This is a genomic window from Clostridium aminobutyricum, assembly GCF_017255415.1.
Lineage (GTDB): Bacteria > Bacillota > Clostridia > Peptostreptococcales > Anaerovoracaceae > Aminipila > Aminipila aminobutyrica.
Map to the genome: position 1 here is coordinate 30,683 of NZ_JAFJZZ010000004.1, position 15,076 is coordinate 45,758.

Below are 15,076 nucleotides of genomic sequence, written 5' to 3' on the forward strand. Positions count from 1 at the left end.
CGCCACTCATTGTCTATTTTAAATGCTTCAGTAGTTCTGCTACCGCTTCGTCCATAGTAAGAACATTGGCCTCTAATGGAAGCCCTTTATCGGCAAGCCGATGCATCAATTCCGCAACAGGAGGCACACTGAGTCCCATTCTTACCAGCTTATCACGCTGTCCGAATATCTCTCTTGGCGTACCGCACATAACAAGCTTACCGCCCTCCATCACCAGAACCTTATCCGATAATCGGGCGATATCTCTCATATTATGAGAAACTAAAATTAAGATAATGCCCTGCTCCTGATGGATTCGTTGAATGACATCCAATAAATCCTTATGTGCTTTGGGATCTAACCCTGCTGTAGGCTCATCAAGCACTAAGATTTCTGGTTTCATAGCTATTACACCTGCAATAGCAACTCGTCGCTTTTGCCCGCCTGACAATTCAAATGGAGACCGTTCGGCTATTTCATCATAATTCAGTCCTACCAGTTCGATCGCTTCTCGAACACGACTTTCTATTTCTGCCGGGTCTAATCCTAAATTCTCCGGTCCAAAAGCTACATCTTTCTTTACGGATTCCTCAAAAAGCTGGTATTCCGGGTATTGAAATACCAAGCCGATTCGTTTGCGAATTTCTCTCAACGGCACGCCGGGTTTGGTGATATCCACATCACCGATAAGGATGCTGCCCGATTTGGGTTTGAGCAGTCCGTTAAAATGCTGTACTAATGTAGATTTCCCCGATCCGGTATGCCCGATAATGCCCACAAATTCACCGTCATTGATTTCAAAGGAGACGTTATCAAGTGCTACGGATTCGAAGGGCATGCCTTCGCTGTATATATGTGTTAGGTTTCTTACTTGAATTGACATAAATAATCCACCATTTCCTCTGTTTTAATAATATGCTCCGGGATAGGAATCCCTTCTTTTCGAAGCCTGTCTGCCAAATCCACAGCCACAGGAACATCGAGCTCTAATTCTCTTATTTTCTCTATATTTGAAAAGATTTCTACAGGAGTACCGTCCAATATCATTTCACCTTGATCCATAATGATCACTCGATCCGCGTCTGCCGCTTCCTCCATGAAATGCGTAATCAATACTACTGTAATTCCTTGATTATTCAACTTGTTTATGATTGCCATGACTTCGCTCCTGCCTTGAGGATCCAGCATGGCCGTCGGTTCATCGAATATGATGCAGTCCGGCATCATCGCTACAACGCCTGCAATGGCAATACGCTGCTTCTGTCCACCGGATAAGGAGTGGGGTGCTTTTTTCCGATGTTCGTACATATTGACCGCCTGCAATGCATCATCTACGCGTTTTCTGATTTCAGCCGGATCAATCCCTAAATTTTCCGGCCCAAAAGCAACATCATCCTCTACAATGGAAGATACTAACTGGTTGTCCGGGTTTTGAAATACCATACCTGCAGACTGACGAATATCCCATATATGCTCATAATCTTTGGTATCGTAACCGTTTACATAGACTATCCCACTGGTAGGCAACAATAATGCATTTAAGTTTTTTGCTAAAGTGGATTTCCCCGAACCATTTTTGCCGATGATTGCAACAAAACTACCCCTTGATACTTCAAGGGTAATATCTTTAATTGCTTCCACTTCTATTTGATCAGCTTCTCTGATATAGCTGAATCTCAAATTTTCTATCTTAATGATCTCATTCATTTTTGCCTTTGTTTCCTACTCTTTGTTTATAAAATATTACTATTTACAGTGGATTTTTAGAAATACAACAGATACGCTCTCGGTTTCGGATGCGCATCATTCTAAAGCTCATTGAAGTATATGGAATGCATTTTGATAGGAAATGCAGATGGATATTTTGAGAAATGTTTATTTTTCAAATTTCGTGAGCAATGCTTTCAGCGAGTTGGCTTTTCTATCTGAAAGCAGTGAAAGAAATTTACTAAAAGATTCATTCCGAAAACCAATCCTGATGCATTATCTATCAAAATGCACTCTTATAATCCATCTTGTGAATTTGAAAAAAAGGCAACGTGCACTTCGTGCTCTCCGACTCGCTTCGCTCCCTGCTGTCCGTTTTTTCACTAAATTCACTTCGTGAATTTGAAAAAAAGGCAACGCCTTTGGCTCCTACGCTCTCTTCGTTCGCTACGCTGTCCGTTTTTTCACTAAATTCGCTTTCGCGAATTTGAAAAAAAGGCTCGCAGTTACTGCGAGCCTCATTATTATTAGTTATACAAGCTCTAAGAATACTACTTCTGCGCAGTCTCCTTGTCTTGGTCCTAATTTTAAGATTCTTGTGTACCCACCGTTTCTTGTAGTGTACTTTGGAGCTATTTCTTCAAATAACTTTGTCACCACATCTTCATCGTAAACATATGCAAGAACCTGTCTTCTAGCATGAAGATCACCTCGCTTTGCAAGTGTGATTAACTTTTCAGCTTCTCTTCTAGCTTCCTTTGCTCTATGGTCAGTTGTCGAAATACGTCCTTCTCTGAAAAGATCCGTTACGATGTTTCTCAACATTGCTTTTCTATGAGCAGTAGGTCTGCCTAATTTCCTATATCCTGGCATTGCTATTCCTCCCTTCCTGACTTGTCTTTTTTGCCCACTGCTTTGTCATCCAGCTTGTGCCGGTGCTAACCTATCATTTATATGATCCGCTCCTCGCAATCTGTTTTCCTCGCATTAGTCAAAAAATTCTTCGCCATCAATTATTGCTTAATCGTCGCTTGGTCTTAAACCAAGACCTAACTCTTCAAGTTTGTGCCTTACTTCATCTAAGGATTTCTTACCTAGGTTTCTAACCTTCATCATATCTTCTTCCGAACGATGAGTAAGCTCCTCAACAGTATTTATCGCAGCTCTCTTTAAGCAGTTGAATGAACGAACTGAAAGCTCAAGTTCTTCAATGGTCATTTCAAGAGCTTTTTCCTTCTGGTCTTCTTCCTTTTCAACCATGATTTCCATGTCATCCGCTGCATCATTAAGCTCGATAAACAGGTTCAAATGCTCCTGCATAATCTTTGCTCCGATGGATACACCTTCATCCGGCTGAATGGATCCGTCCGTCCAGATTTCTAGGATCAATCGATCATAGTCTGTTACCTGACCAACTCTTGTGTTCTCAACTGTAAAGTTCACTTTTCTAACTGGTGTGTAAATCGAATCCACAGGAATCACTGCGATTGGTGTGTTTTCATTCTTGTTTTGTTCAGCAGGAACATAGCCTCTGCCTTTTGCTAAGTTTATTTCCATAACCAGTGTTGCATTTTCTTCAAGTGTTGCTATATGCAAATCGGGATTGAAGATTTCCATTTCCATATCGCCGATAATATCTGCAGCAGTTACTACCTTCGGACCTACAGCATTAATAATCACTCTCTTGGTATTCTCACCGCTTAACTTAACAGCCAGTTTCTTAAGATTCAAGATTATTTCTGTAACATCTTCTTTTACTCCTGGAATAGTTGAAAATTCATGAAGAATTCCATCAATTTTAATAGAAGTCACAGCAGCTCCAGGAAGCGAGCTAAGAAGAATTCTTCTTAAGCTGTTTCCCAGTGTAGTTCCGTATCCTCTTTCAAGAGGCTCAACTACAAACTTACCATAATTCGCATCTTCATCTGAGTAGATACACTCTATTGTTGGCTTTTCGATTTCTATCACTCAAAAACCCTCCTTCTTCTTCCCAAAGTAATTTGACTAAGCAATATTACTTGGAATACAATTCGACGATAAGATGCTCAGCAATCGGAGTATCAATATCCTCTCTTCTTGGAACAGCAACTACCTTACCTTCAAGCTTTTCTACGTCAACTGTGATCCATGCTGGTACGCTTATTGCCATGTCCTTGATTTCCTTGAACTTAGGTGAGTTTTGGCTCTTTTCCTTCACTTTGATTACATCTCCAACCTTTACTTCTAAGGAAGGTATATCTACCTTCTTACCATTTAAAGTAAAGTGACTGTGTGTAACAAGCTGTCTCGCTTCTTTTCTTGATGATGCGAATCCCATTCTGAATACTACATTATCAAGTCTGGTTTCAAGCATAATTAAAAGGTTTTCACCGGTCATTCCCTTTCTCTTTGCTGCTTTATCAAATAAATTTCTAAACTGAGTTTCTAACATACCGTAGAATCTCTTAGCCTTCTGCTTTTCTCTTAACTGTAAACCATACTCAGAGATTTTCTTTCTGCTCTGACCATGCTGTCCAGGAGCGTAATTTCTCTTTTCTATAGCGCACTTGGAGCTATAACATCTCTCGCCCTTTAAGAAAAGCTTTTGACCTTCTCTTCTGCATAATCTGCAGTTAGCACCTGTATATCTTGCCATCTTAAATTACTCCTCCCTTCAATTAAACTCTTCTTCTCTTTGGTGGTCTGCAACCATTATGAGGAATTGGTGTAATATCCTTAATCATATTGATTTCTAAACCTGCCGCCTGTAATGCTCGGATTGCAGCTTCACGTCCGGAACCAGGTCCCTTTACGTACACTTCAACCGTCTTTAAGCCATGTTCCATAGCAGCCTTTGCTGCTTCTTCTGCAGCCATCTGAGCTGCAAATGGAGTGGACTTTCTGGAGCCTTTAAATCCAAGAGCTCCTGCACTAGACCAGGATAACGCGTTCCCGCTCAAATCTGTAAGAGTCACAAGAGTATTGTTAAAGGTGGATTGGATATGAGCCTGGCCTTTTTCAATGTTCTTACGTTCTCTTCTCTTTTTTCTTACTGTCTTTTTTACAGTCTTAGCCATTATTTCCTACCTCCTTACTTCTTCTTCTTTCTACCTACAGTCTTCTTCGGACCTTTTCTAGTTCTAGCGTTTGTCTTAGTTTTCTGACCTCTTACAGGAAGACCTCTTCTATGTCTAATTCCTCTGTAACATCCGATTTCCATCAGTCTCTTGATGTTAAGCGAAACTTCTCTTCTTAAGTCACCTTCTACTACATATTCCTGTTCAATAGCTTTTCTGATTTTACTAGCCTCATCCTCAGTTAAATCTTTAACTCTTGTATCAGGATTGATTCCAGTTGCTTCTAGAATAGCTAATGCAGTTGGTCTGCCAATACCATAAATATAAGTAAGGCCGATTTCTACTCTTTTTTCTCTAGGTAAGTCTACTCCGGCTATACGAGCCATAAATTCCTCCTTCTCCCATCTTCCGTCACGCAATAAAAGCGTAATATAAACGGGGTATTACATTTTTCAACTAAAGTAATTGTTTTTAATCACGCGTTAGGGCAGTCCCCTGATTGATAAAGGACTCAGCCGCTCCCCTCTTACATGAAAATATCATATCAACCTTGTTTCTGCTTGTGCTTTGGATTTTCACAGATAATCATCACTTTACCGTTTCTCTTGATTATCTTGCACTTTTCACAGATAGGCTTTACTGATGCTCTAACTTTCATCTTTAAACCTCCTTGCTTGTAGAAATTCTATAATAACCTAATCTAATTCGCTATTTATACTTACAGGTACTCTATTCCCTTTGAAGCTTAGATTCCTATTATAAAAATCTCCTACGCAACTAACTTTATTTATCTCTCCAAGTAATTCTTCCACGAGTCAAATCATACGGTGATAATTCCACCTTTACTCTGTCTCCCGGTAAAATTCTTATGAAATTCATTCTGATTTTTCCTGAAATGTGTGCAAGCACTTCGTATCCATTTTCCAGCTTTACTACAAACATTGCGTTTGGCTGAGCGTCTACAACGGTACCAAATACTTCAATGACGTCTTTTTTCGCCATAACTTCCTTTACACCTTCCTTTATAAGGTAAGCAACTCTGGCTCACCATCAGTGATAACAACAGTATTCTCATAATGCGCAGACAACATCCCATCAAGAGTCACAACTGTCCAATTGTCCAGTTGAACTTCAACTTCGTAGTCGCCCTGATTAATCATCGGTTCAATGGCTAACACCATTCCCTTCGCTAATCTAGGTCCTCTACCTGGCTTCCCATAGTTCGGAATCTGCGGTTCTTCATGCATTTGCTTTCCTACACCATGGCCTACAAAATCTCTTATTACCGAGAACCCTTCCCCTTCCGCCTTCGTTTGAATGGCATGGGAAATGTCCGATAGTCTATATCCGACTTTACAGAATTTTAAACCTTCGAAAAAACTCTCTCTTGTAACTCGTATCAATCTTGCAGCTTCGTCACTTATCTCGCCTACAGCGTATGTCCTGGCAGCATCGCTTACATATCCCTTATGGGTACAGCCTACGTCCACACTGACAATATCGCCTTCCTTGAGTATTCTTTTTTTTGAAGGGATTCCATGAACCACTTCTTCATTTACCGATACACAAGCGGCAGCGGGATAACCGCAGTAGCCTTTAAAGGTTGGGATCATATGATGCTTGAGGATGGTTTGTTCTACAAACTCATTCACATCCATGGTGGATATGCCGGGTTTTATAAAATTTTCCAACTCCCTCAAGATAAGTCCTGTAACCTTACCTGACTCTCGCATTATGTTTATCTCTTGTTCAGATTTGATGATGATCATATTGCTATTCTCCTAAAACGTTTACGATAGCAGTAAATACGTTATCAAGGCCGGCTGCTCCATCAATGTGAGCAATATTTCCTTTTTCAGCGTAATAATCAACAAGCGGCATCGTCTGTGAGTTATATACTTCAATACGATTTGCTACAGTCGCCTCCGTGTCGTCACTTCTCTGATAAAGTTCGCCACCGCATACATCACAAACACCCTCTTTTGCAGGAGGCATGTTCACTACATGAAAAGTAGCTCCGCAATTTCTGCAAACTCTTCTGCCTATCAAACGGATCATCAGTTCTTCCTTTTCCACAGCAATGTCTAAAACCTTATCAATCTTACGTTCATGCTGCGCTAAGAATTCATCTAATTTTTCAGCTTGGTAAACAGTTCTTGGGAAGCCGTCCAGAAGGAACCCTTCTTTACAATCATCTTCAAGTAATCTGGTTGTCGCTATCTCTATTACTAAATCATCAGGAACAAGCTCGCCCTTGTTCATATACTCTTGAGCCTTTTTCCCAAGGGCTGTTCCTTCCTTTATATTTTTTCTAAAAATATCGCCAGTAGATATATGTGGTATACCATACTTTTGTATTATTCTGGTCGCCTGTGTGCCTTTTCCGGCACCCGGAGGGCCTAATAAAACTAGATTCATTTTTGTCTCCTCCAATTGGCAAGTCTACTTTAAGAAGCCTTGATAATTTCTCATTACCATCTGGTTCTCGAGCTGCTTCATAGTGTCAAGGCCAACGCCGACAGCAATCAGAAGCGATGTTCCACCGAACTTTAAGTCTAAGGCAGAGAAACTGCTCACTATAGTAGGCAATGTAGCAATGACCGCTAGGAAAACGGCTCCTACAAATGTGATTCTTGTCAATACTTTATTTAAATATTCAACAGTCGGCTTTCCCGGTCTGATTCCAGGGATAAATCCACCATTTGCTTTCATGTTATTTGCCACTTCTGACGGGTTAAAAGTAACCGCTGTATAGAAGTATGTGAAGAACATAATCAGCAAGATGTTAAATGCCGCATGCACCCATACCCCCGGATTTCCTGAACCGGAGAACCACTTTGTCACAAACTCAGAGAACCCTGAATTAGGCCAAAAGTAGGTTAAGGTTAATGGAAATTGTAGCAGGGAGAGGGAGAAAATTACCGGAATAACGCCGGCCTGATTTACTTTTAGCGGAATGTGTGTGGACTGACCGCCATACATTTTTCGTCCTACTACCCTCTTTGCATACTGAACCGGGATTCTTCTCTGACCTTGCTGAATTTCAATGATTCCAACAACAACAATGATCGCAAAGAATAAGAATATGATTACAGTAATCACACTTATTTCTCCGGCAGTAAACTTCGCCCAGTTTGTATGAAGCGCACTTGGTACTCTCGCTACAATACCTGCGAAGATGATTAAAGAAATACCGTTTCCGATACCATTTTCATTAATCTGTTCACCTAACCACATCAAAAATGCCGTACCGGCTGATAAGGTTAAGACAATAACAGCAATTGAAAAGAAATCAGTGCTTATTAATGCCTGCCGGAACAGACCTACAGCCAAACCAATGGCCTGTATAAACGCAAGTACCACCGTCAAATATCGAGTATATTGCGCAATTTTTTTCTTTCCTTCCGTCCCTTCTTTCGCTAAACGTTCCAGGGAAGGAATCGCAATCGTAAGCAATTGCAAAATAATCGAAGCAGTGACATAAGGAGTAATACTCAAAGCAAATATGGTAAAGTTGCTGAAAGCCCCCCCTGAGAATAAATCAAACAAAGCAAACAGCCCCGTTCCGTCCTTGAACACATCCGCAAGTACGTCTCTGTTCATACCAGGAACCGGAATATTTGAGCCAATCCTGAAAACAACAAGCATTAGGAATGTAAAAATCATTTTCTTTCTAATGTCTGCGATCTTCCAAGCTTGAGCTATTGTTTTAATCATATTCATCTTAGATCACCTCTGCCTTTCCTCCGGCAGCCTCAATCTTTTCTACTGCAGTTTTGCTAAATTTGTGAGCCTGAACGGTCACTCCTTTTTCAAGAGTTCCCTCTCCAAGGATCTTAATTCCGTCTTTCACCTGCTTAACAAGTCCCGCCTGTGCAAGAACGTCAGGGGTAACAACAGTACCAGCTTCAAATCTATTTAGATCATCCACATTCAAAATAGTATATTCTGTTCTCCAAATATTAGTAAAACCTCTTTTTGGAATTCTTCTGTATAATGGCATCTGACCGCCTTCAAAGCCAAGTCGTACGCCGCCGCCGCTTCTAGAGTTTTGACCGTTCATACCTCTACCACCGGTTTTACCCTGTCCGGTAGCTGTACCACGACCTCTTCTCTTACGGTTCTTTGTTGAACCTTCAGCCGCTCTTAATTCATGCAGTTTCATATATCCCGCACCTCCAATCCTACAGTTCTTCTACAGTTACAAGATGCTCTACTTTTTTGATAGCTCCACGTGTCTGCGCTGTATCAGGCAGTTCATTTGAACTATGCATCTTCTTTAGACCTAACGCTTCAACAATCTTCTTGTGTTTTGGGAGAGCGCCAATTGTGCTCTTTGTTAAAGTTACTTTAATCATATCAGCCATTTGTGCTTTCCTCCTATCCTAAGATTTCTTCTCTGGTCTTTCCTCTTAATCTGCTGATTTGTTCAACAGTCTTTAAGCCGTTAAGACCTTCCAGTGTAGCATAAGCCATATTTACTGTATTATTTGAGCCAATAGACTTAGCTCTTACATCTTTTACTCCAGCAGCTTCCAGTACAGTACGTACGGATGAACCTGCGATTACTCCGGTACCCTGTGCAGCAGGCATTAGAAGAACCTGACCTGCTCCGAATATACCAAGAGTTCTATGTGGAATTGTTGTTCCTACTGTTGGAACATATATTAAATTTTTCTTTGCATCTTCGATAGCTTTTCTTACAGCTTCAGGAATTTCCTGAGCCTTTCCAAGACCTACACCAACGTAGCCTTCGCCGTTTCCGATTACGACGGATACGCTGAATCTCATATTTCTACCGCCCTTAACAGTCTTCGCAACACGTCTGATGTTAAGGATAGTTTCCTTTAAGTCAAGCTTGGATGCATCAATAATATTTTGTCGCATTCCTATTTCCTCCCGTTAGAATTTCAATCCTGCTTCACGTGCAGCTTCAGCTAATTCCTGTACTCTTCCGTGATACAAGAATCCACCTCTGTCAAAGCAAACAGTCTCGATTCCTTTTGCCAAAGCTCTCTTCGCGATAGCTTCTCCTACTAACTTAGCAGCTTCCTTGTTTCCACCGTAAGCAGCCTTTAAATCTTTATCAAGGGATGATGCGGCTGCAAGCGTTACGCCATTCACATCGTCAATCACCTGAACAGAGATATTCTTAAGGCTTCTGTAAACGCAAAGTCTTGGTCTTTCAGGAGTTCCATGTAAGCTTTTTCTAACTCTTTCATGTCTAGCTACTCGTCTATCATTTTTACTTTCTTTTGCCATTTAACTCACTCCTTTCTTACTTCTTACCAGTCTTTCCTTCTTTACGACGGATAACTTCGCCTTCATAACGAATACCCTTTGCCTTATATGGCTCAGGCTTTCTCCACTTTCTGATGTTAGCAGTATAGTTTCCAACAACTGCTTTATCTGCACCCTTTATAATAATCTCAGTAGGTGTTGTCACCTCTGTAGTGATTCCTGCAGGGTCTTCCATTTCAACCGGATGAGAATAACCAAGGTTCATTACAAGTAGTTTGCCTCTTTTTTCAGCCTTGTAACCTACACCTACAAGCTGAAGCTTCTTTGCATAGCCTGTAGTTACTCCAATTACCATATTGTTAATCAGTGTTCTTGCCAATCCGTGCTGGGATCTGGAATTCTTGTCATCACCATCTCTGGATACTGTAAGAACTCCGTCTGCAATTTCAACCTTCACTAGCTTGCTTACCTGTTCTGTAAGTTCACCGTTTGGTCCCTTTACAGTAACATTGTTATTACTGTCAACCTTAACCTCTACGCCGGCAGGAAGGTTAACAGGTAATTTACCTATTCTTGACATAATACGTTCCTCCTACCAAACATAACAAATTACTTCGCCGCCGATTCCTAGCTTTCTGGCTTCTTTATCGCTGATAATTCCATTTGAAGTAGAAATAATCGCGATCCCTAGACCTCCTAATACTCTTGGTACGTCGTCAGCCTTTGCATAAACCTTTAAACCTGGCTTTGAAATTTTCTTTATTCCGCTAATAACTCTTTCTTTCTCAGCACCATATTTCATCTGAATTTTGATGATGCCCTGCTTGTCGTCTTCAATAACGTCATAGCCTTTAATATATCCTTCTTCAGTTAGAATACCTGCGATGGATTTCTTCATCTTTGATGCAGGAATTTCAACTGTTGCATGTCCTACAGTATTGGCATTTCTGATTCTTGTTAGCATATCTGCTATTGGATCTGTCATTGTCATTACAGTTTTTCTCCTTTCTTTGCCGGTGGCTCCCATCCGGTGCCCTCTATCGGCACCAAGCGAAACTCCTTGGCAATCTTTCGCATAGTTTACCAGCTTGCTTTTCTAACGCCTGGGATTTCTCCCTTATAAGCAAGTTCTCTAAAACAGATACGGCAAATTCCATATTTTCTTAACACTGAATGTGGTCTTCCACAAATCTTGCATCTTGTATATGCACGAGTTGAAAACTTAGGTTTTCTAGCCTGTTTTACTTTGAGAGATGTCTTTGCCATGGTTCCCTCCTATTTCTCAAACGGCATGCCAAGCAACTGCAATAAAGTAGCAGCTTCTTCGTCTGTCTTAGCCGTTGTAGTGAATACAATGTTCATACCCTTAATCTTATCAACCTTATCAAAGCTGATTTCAGGGAAGATTACCTGTTCTTTGATACCCATTGAGTAGTTTCCTCTACCGTCAAATGAGTTCTTGCTTACGCCCTTAAAGTCTCGAACTCTTGGAAGAGAGATGTTGAAGAACTTGTCAGCAAATTCATACATTTTGTCTCCTCTTAGAGTAACTTTTGCTCCAACAGGCATTCCTTGTCTAACCTTGAAGTTAGCAATAGACTTTTTGGACTTCGTGATTACTGGGCGCTGTCCGCTGATAACAGCTAATTCTTCAACAGCAGTTTCCATAATCTTGGCATTTTCTTTCGCTTCACCAAGGCCCATGTTAATTGTAATTTTCTCCAGTACAGGAACTTCCATAACGTTCTTATACTGATGTTTATCCATCATCCCTTTAAACACTTCATTCTTGTAAGTTTCTTTTAATCTGGCTGTCAAAATCGTCTCCTCCTTTCTTAATCAATTACCGCTCCGGTTTTCTTGGATACTCTAACCTTCTTGCCATTCTCAATTTTGTATCCAATTCTTGTTGGAGTCTTTGTTTTAGTATCGTAGTACATCACGTTAGAAATATGAATGGATCCTTCCTGATGCTTAATTTCAGACTTAGCAGTTCTTGTTTGCTTCTGATGCTTTGTCTGCATGTTAATTCCTTCTACAATAACTCTATCCTGCTTTGGCATAGCTTTTAAAACTTTACCATGTTTACCTTTATCTTTACCAGTGATTACTAGCACTGTGTCGCCTTTTTTAATATGCATGCGTCAACACCTCCTATAACACTTCTGGTGCCAATGACACGATCTTCATAAAGCTCTTATCTCTAAGTTCTCTAGCAACTGGTCCAAAGATACGAGTTCCAACTGGATTCTTATCTTCTTTTATAATTACTGCTGCATTCTGATCGAACTTTACATAGCTCCCGTCATTTCTTCTAGCGCCAGTTGCTGTTCTAACGATTACAGCTCTTACAACGTCGCCCTTCTTGACAACGCCGCCTGGGGTTGCTTCTTTAACAGCGCAAACGATTATATCTCCAATATTCGCAGTCTTTCGGCTTGTGCCTCCAAGAATACGGATACATAAAAGCTCCTTCGCACCTGAATTGTCAGCAACTTTTAATCTAGTTTCTGTCTGAATCATAATCTGGTGCCCCCTTTACTTCACTTTCTCAACAATGTTCACAAGTCTCCATCTCTTATCCTTGGATAGAGGTCTTGTTTCCATGATTCTTACTTTATCTCCGATATTGCATTCGTTATTTTCATCGTGAGCCTTGACCTTCTTGGTTCTCTTTACGGATTTACCATAAAGGGAATGTCTTACGAAGTCTTCCATCGCAACAGTGATAGTTTTATCCATCTTGTCGCTTACCACGATGCCGACCTTAGTCTTTCTGCTATTTCTTTCAACTGTCATATTACATCCTCCTTTCTATTAACCCTGAACCTTCTGAAGTTCTTTTTCTCTGATAATGGTTTTAACTTTAGCAATTTGCTTTTTTGCGTCCCTTAACTTAATAGGGTTCTCTAACTGACCAGTTACATGCTGGAATCTTAAGTTGAATAATTCATTTTTCACTTTCTTCAATTCAGCATTTAATTCAACGTCTGTCATTTCTCTCATTTTCTTTAATTCCATTACGCTTCACCACCCTCTGCTATTTCTTGACCTTTGATGGCAAACTTACACTTTACAGGTAGCTTATGCATAGCAAGTCTCATCGCTTCTCTTGCCTGTGCTTCTGTAACACCTTCAATTTCAAACATTACTCTACCTGGCTTGATTACTGCTACCCAGTACTCAGGAGCACCTTTACCGGAACCCATACGTACTTCAGCTGGCTTCTTTGTAACCGGCTTGTGTGGGAAAATCTTAATATATACTTTACCACCTCTCTTGATAGATCTTGTCATGGCTATTCTGGCAGCCTCTATCTGATTTGAGGTAATCCAACCACACTCCTGTGAAATTAGGCCGTACGCTCCGTAAGTAATTGTATTACCCTTTGTGGCTACGCCCTTCATTCTTCCTCTGTGGACTCTTCTGCGTTTAACGCGCTTTGGCATTAACATCGCTGTCTTCCTCCTTTCTCTATGCCGTGGTACAATTTTGCCTACTATTATATAGGAGACTTTTCTGTACCCGGCTCCTCAATCTATTCAGTCGCTTCTACTTTTTCTCCTACAACAACTTCCGCCTGTGGCTCTACTGCAGGAGCAGCTTCAACTTTTGGAGTCTTTCTTGCTCTTGGATTGATTGCCTTTGGAAGTTCTGGCTTAGCGTCCCTACTGTCTCTTCTAGGTCTTCTGTCACCGTCTCGGTTGTCTCTATTGTCTCTTCTAGGTCTGTCTCTATTGTCTCTGTTATCTCTTCTGCCTCTTCCTTCGTTCTTATCCTCAGGAATAGCACTCTTAAGACCCTTATCAAGAATTTCGCCGTGGTTAATCCAAACCTTTACACCAATCTTACCGTAAGTCGTGTCAGCTTCAGCAAAACCATAGTCGATATCAGCTCTTAAAGTATGAAGGGGAACATTACCCTCACTGTACTTTTCGTTTCTGGCAATTTCAGCTCCACCAAGTCTTCCGGATACTAAAACCTTAATACCCTTCGCACCGGATTTCATCGTTCTTCCGATTGCCTGCTTCATTGCTCTTCTGAAGGAAATTCTCTTTTCAAGCGCCTGTGCAATGCTTTCAGCAGAAAGCTGAGCATCCATTTCTACCTTCTTGATTTCAATGATGCTGATTTCAACTTCCTTACCGGTTATCTTGGCGATGTCCTTCTTAAGAACGTCAATGCCATCACCGGCTCTTCCGATTACCATACCTGGCTTACCAGTTAATACGATAACCTTAATCTTATTGTTTGCAGCTCTTTCAATTAATACCTTTGAAACGCCTGCAACGTATAACTTCTTCTTTGTGTATTCTCTAACCTTTTGGTCTTCAATCAGATAATTTGAAAAATTATTCTTACCTGCATACCATTTGGAATCCCAGTCTTTTATAATGCCCACTCTTAAACCATGTGGACTTACTTTCTGACCCATTCAATGAACCTCCTATCTTAGTTTCTTTCCTTAAGAGTAACACCAATATGGCTGCTTCTCTTAAGAATTACTGATGCTCTACCTTGTGCTCCCGCTCTCCATCTCTTCATAGTTGGTCCTTGATGAGCATATACCTCAGCAACATATAGATTATCCGGATTCATGTCAAAGTTATTTTCAGCATTTGCTGCAGCTGATTTTACAACCTTTTCAACAATTTCAGCACCCTTACCAGGTGTAAATTTTAAAATGGTAAGTGCCTCGCTTAAATCTTTTCCTCTTACTAAATCAGTAATCGGCTTTAGCTTTATAGGAGACATTCTTACGTATTTTGCAATTGCTTTTGCTTCCATTTTTCTTCACATCTCCTTTACTTATTTTTTCTTTGTTGTCTTGTCAGCAACATGACCTCTGTAGGTTCTTGTAGGAGCAAATTCTCCAAGTCTGTGTCCTACCATATCTTCCGTGATATATACAGGAACGTGCTTCTTGCCGTCATGCACTGCAATTGTATGCCCCACCATCTGTGGGAATATTGTAGATGGTCTTGACCAAGTTTTTAATACTTTCTTTTCGTTAGCTTCATTCATTGCCATGATAGCCTTTAAAAGCTTAGCGTTGACGAAAGGGCCCTTTTTAAGTGATCTACCCATTATCT

27 protein-coding genes and 1 pseudogene are annotated in these 15,076 nt (G+C 40.7%); all 28 read right to left on the bottom strand.

What is annotated here, in order from left to right; genetic code table 11:
* Positions 1 to 13: 13 nt before the first annotated feature.
* Positions 14 to 862, bottom strand: coding sequence for an energy-coupling factor transporter ATPase (locus tag JYB65_RS09880; RefSeq protein ID WP_206582511.1), 849 nt, complete (start codon positions 860 to 862; stop codon positions 14 to 16).
* Complete coding sequence (locus tag JYB65_RS09885; protein ID WP_206582512.1) at positions 847 to 1,686, bottom strand: energy-coupling factor transporter ATPase; 840 nt, start codon at positions 1,684 to 1,686, stop codon at positions 847 to 849. The genes JYB65_RS09880 and JYB65_RS09885 overlap by 16 nt, the downstream gene beginning before the upstream one ends.
* Positions 1,687 to 2,217: 531 nt before the next feature.
* On the bottom strand, positions 2,218 to 2,559 hold the full coding sequence (gene rplQ, locus JYB65_RS09890; RefSeq protein ID WP_206582513.1) for a 50S ribosomal protein L17: 342 nt from the start codon (positions 2,557 to 2,559) through the stop codon (positions 2,218 to 2,220).
* A 147-nt stretch (positions 2,560 to 2,706) separates the two neighbouring features.
* A complete protein-coding gene (locus JYB65_RS09895) occupies positions 2,707 to 3,654 on the bottom strand; it encodes a DNA-directed RNA polymerase subunit alpha (protein ID WP_206582514.1) in 948 nt (315 codons plus the stop codon).
* 46 nt (positions 3,655 to 3,700) lie between these two features.
* Positions 3,701 to 4,321 (bottom strand): 30S ribosomal protein S4, encoded by a 621-nt coding sequence (rpsD, locus tag JYB65_RS09900; RefSeq protein ID WP_206582515.1) that lies wholly within the window; start codon positions 4,319 to 4,321, stop codon positions 3,701 to 3,703.
* Between the two features lie 22 nt (positions 4,322 to 4,343).
* The gene (gene rpsK, locus JYB65_RS09905) at positions 4,344 to 4,745 is read right to left on the bottom strand and encodes a 30S ribosomal protein S11 (RefSeq protein WP_206582709.1); all 402 of its coding nucleotides are present in this window, start codon (positions 4,743 to 4,745) and stop codon (positions 4,344 to 4,346) included.
* Between the two features lie 11 nt (positions 4,746 to 4,756).
* Entirely contained in the window at positions 4,757 to 5,128 is a 372-nt protein-coding gene (rpsM, locus tag JYB65_RS09910) for a 30S ribosomal protein S13 (RefSeq protein WP_206582516.1), read from the bottom strand.
* Positions 5,129 to 5,286: 158 nt separating this feature from the next.
* Positions 5,287 to 5,400 carry a 50S ribosomal protein L36 gene (gene rpmJ / locus JYB65_RS09915; protein ID WP_206582517.1) on the bottom strand — a complete coding sequence of 38 codons (114 nt, stop codon included), beginning with the start codon at positions 5,398 to 5,400 and terminating at the stop codon, positions 5,287 to 5,289.
* 125 nt (positions 5,401 to 5,525) lie between these two features.
* Positions 5,526 to 5,744 (bottom strand): translation initiation factor IF-1, encoded by a 219-nt coding sequence (infA, locus tag JYB65_RS09920; protein WP_206582518.1) that lies wholly within the window; start codon positions 5,742 to 5,744, stop codon positions 5,526 to 5,528.
* A 20-nt stretch (positions 5,745 to 5,764) separates the two neighbouring features.
* Complete coding sequence (map, locus tag JYB65_RS09925) at positions 5,765 to 6,511, bottom strand: type I methionyl aminopeptidase (RefSeq protein ID WP_206582519.1); 747 nt, start codon at positions 6,509 to 6,511, stop codon at positions 5,765 to 5,767.
* Positions 6,512 to 6,515: 4 nt separating this feature from the next.
* Positions 6,516 to 7,160 carry an adenylate kinase gene (locus JYB65_RS09930; RefSeq protein WP_206582520.1) on the bottom strand — a complete coding sequence of 215 codons (645 nt, stop codon included), beginning with the start codon at positions 7,158 to 7,160 and terminating at the stop codon, positions 6,516 to 6,518.
* A 24-nt stretch (positions 7,161 to 7,184) separates the two neighbouring features.
* Positions 7,185 to 8,465 carry a preprotein translocase subunit SecY gene (gene secY / locus JYB65_RS09935; protein WP_425331125.1) on the bottom strand — a complete coding sequence of 427 codons (1,281 nt, stop codon included), beginning with the start codon at positions 8,463 to 8,465 and terminating at the stop codon, positions 7,185 to 7,187.
* Position 8,466: 1 nt separating this feature from the next.
* Positions 8,467 to 8,907, bottom strand: a complete 441-nt coding sequence (gene rplO, locus JYB65_RS09940) for a 50S ribosomal protein L15 (RefSeq protein WP_206582521.1) — start codon at positions 8,905 to 8,907, stop codon at positions 8,467 to 8,469.
* A gap of 19 nt (positions 8,908 to 8,926) precedes the next feature.
* Positions 8,927 to 9,109: a 50S ribosomal protein L30 gene (rpmD, locus tag JYB65_RS09945; protein ID WP_206582522.1), complete on the bottom strand. Its 183-nt coding sequence runs from the start codon at positions 9,107 to 9,109 to the stop codon at positions 8,927 to 8,929.
* A gap of 13 nt (positions 9,110 to 9,122) precedes the next feature.
* Positions 9,123 to 9,629, bottom strand: coding sequence for a 30S ribosomal protein S5 (gene rpsE, locus JYB65_RS09950; protein ID WP_206582523.1), 507 nt, complete (start codon positions 9,627 to 9,629; stop codon positions 9,123 to 9,125).
* 15 nt (positions 9,630 to 9,644) lie between these two features.
* Positions 9,645 to 10,004: a 50S ribosomal protein L18 gene (gene rplR, locus JYB65_RS09955; protein ID WP_206582524.1), complete on the bottom strand. Its 360-nt coding sequence runs from the start codon at positions 10,002 to 10,004 to the stop codon at positions 9,645 to 9,647.
* Between the two features lie 16 nt (positions 10,005 to 10,020).
* Entirely contained in the window at positions 10,021 to 10,563 is a 543-nt protein-coding gene (rplF, locus tag JYB65_RS09960; RefSeq protein WP_206582525.1) for a 50S ribosomal protein L6, read from the bottom strand.
* Between the two features lie 12 nt (positions 10,564 to 10,575).
* Entirely contained in the window at positions 10,576 to 10,974 is a 399-nt protein-coding gene (gene rpsH, locus JYB65_RS09965; RefSeq protein WP_206582526.1) for a 30S ribosomal protein S8, read from the bottom strand.
* A gap of 89 nt (positions 10,975 to 11,063) precedes the next feature.
* A complete protein-coding gene (locus tag JYB65_RS09970) occupies positions 11,064 to 11,249 on the bottom strand; it encodes a type Z 30S ribosomal protein S14 (RefSeq protein WP_206582527.1) in 186 nt (61 codons plus the stop codon).
* Between the two features lie 9 nt (positions 11,250 to 11,258).
* Positions 11,259 to 11,801 (bottom strand): 50S ribosomal protein L5, encoded by a 543-nt coding sequence (gene rplE, locus JYB65_RS09975; RefSeq protein ID WP_206582528.1) that lies wholly within the window; start codon positions 11,799 to 11,801, stop codon positions 11,259 to 11,261.
* A gap of 17 nt (positions 11,802 to 11,818) precedes the next feature.
* On the bottom strand, positions 11,819 to 12,124 hold the full coding sequence (gene rplX / locus JYB65_RS09980; protein ID WP_206582529.1) for a 50S ribosomal protein L24: 306 nt from the start codon (positions 12,122 to 12,124) through the stop codon (positions 11,819 to 11,821).
* A gap of 13 nt (positions 12,125 to 12,137) precedes the next feature.
* Positions 12,138 to 12,506 carry a 50S ribosomal protein L14 gene (gene rplN / locus JYB65_RS09985; RefSeq protein WP_206582530.1) on the bottom strand — a complete coding sequence of 123 codons (369 nt, stop codon included), beginning with the start codon at positions 12,504 to 12,506 and terminating at the stop codon, positions 12,138 to 12,140.
* 15 nt (positions 12,507 to 12,521) lie between these two features.
* Complete coding sequence (rpsQ, locus tag JYB65_RS09990) at positions 12,522 to 12,782, bottom strand: 30S ribosomal protein S17 (RefSeq protein WP_206582531.1); 261 nt, start codon at positions 12,780 to 12,782, stop codon at positions 12,522 to 12,524.
* Positions 12,783 to 12,800: 18 nt separating this feature from the next.
* Positions 12,801 to 13,004 (bottom strand): 50S ribosomal protein L29, encoded by a 204-nt coding sequence (rpmC, locus tag JYB65_RS09995; RefSeq protein WP_206582532.1) that lies wholly within the window; start codon positions 13,002 to 13,004, stop codon positions 12,801 to 12,803.
* Positions 13,004 to 13,438 (bottom strand): 50S ribosomal protein L16, encoded by a 435-nt coding sequence (gene rplP / locus JYB65_RS10000; protein ID WP_206582533.1) that lies wholly within the window; start codon positions 13,436 to 13,438, stop codon positions 13,004 to 13,006. Before rplP ends, rpmC begins: the two co-directional genes overlap by 1 nt.
* A 332-nt stretch (positions 13,439 to 13,770) precedes the next feature.
* Positions 13,771 to 14,418: pseudogene (gene rpsC / locus JYB65_RS10005) on the bottom strand (30S ribosomal protein S3); the annotation flags it as partial.
* Positions 14,419 to 14,435: 17 nt separating this feature from the next.
* Entirely contained in the window at positions 14,436 to 14,771 is a 336-nt protein-coding gene (gene rplV, locus JYB65_RS10010) for a 50S ribosomal protein L22 (protein WP_206582535.1), read from the bottom strand.
* Positions 14,772 to 14,792: 21 nt separating this feature from the next.
* Positions 14,793 to 15,071, bottom strand: a complete 279-nt coding sequence (rpsS, locus tag JYB65_RS10015) for a 30S ribosomal protein S19 (protein WP_206582536.1) — start codon at positions 15,069 to 15,071, stop codon at positions 14,793 to 14,795.
* Between the last annotated feature and the right edge of the window lie 5 nt (positions 15,072 to 15,076).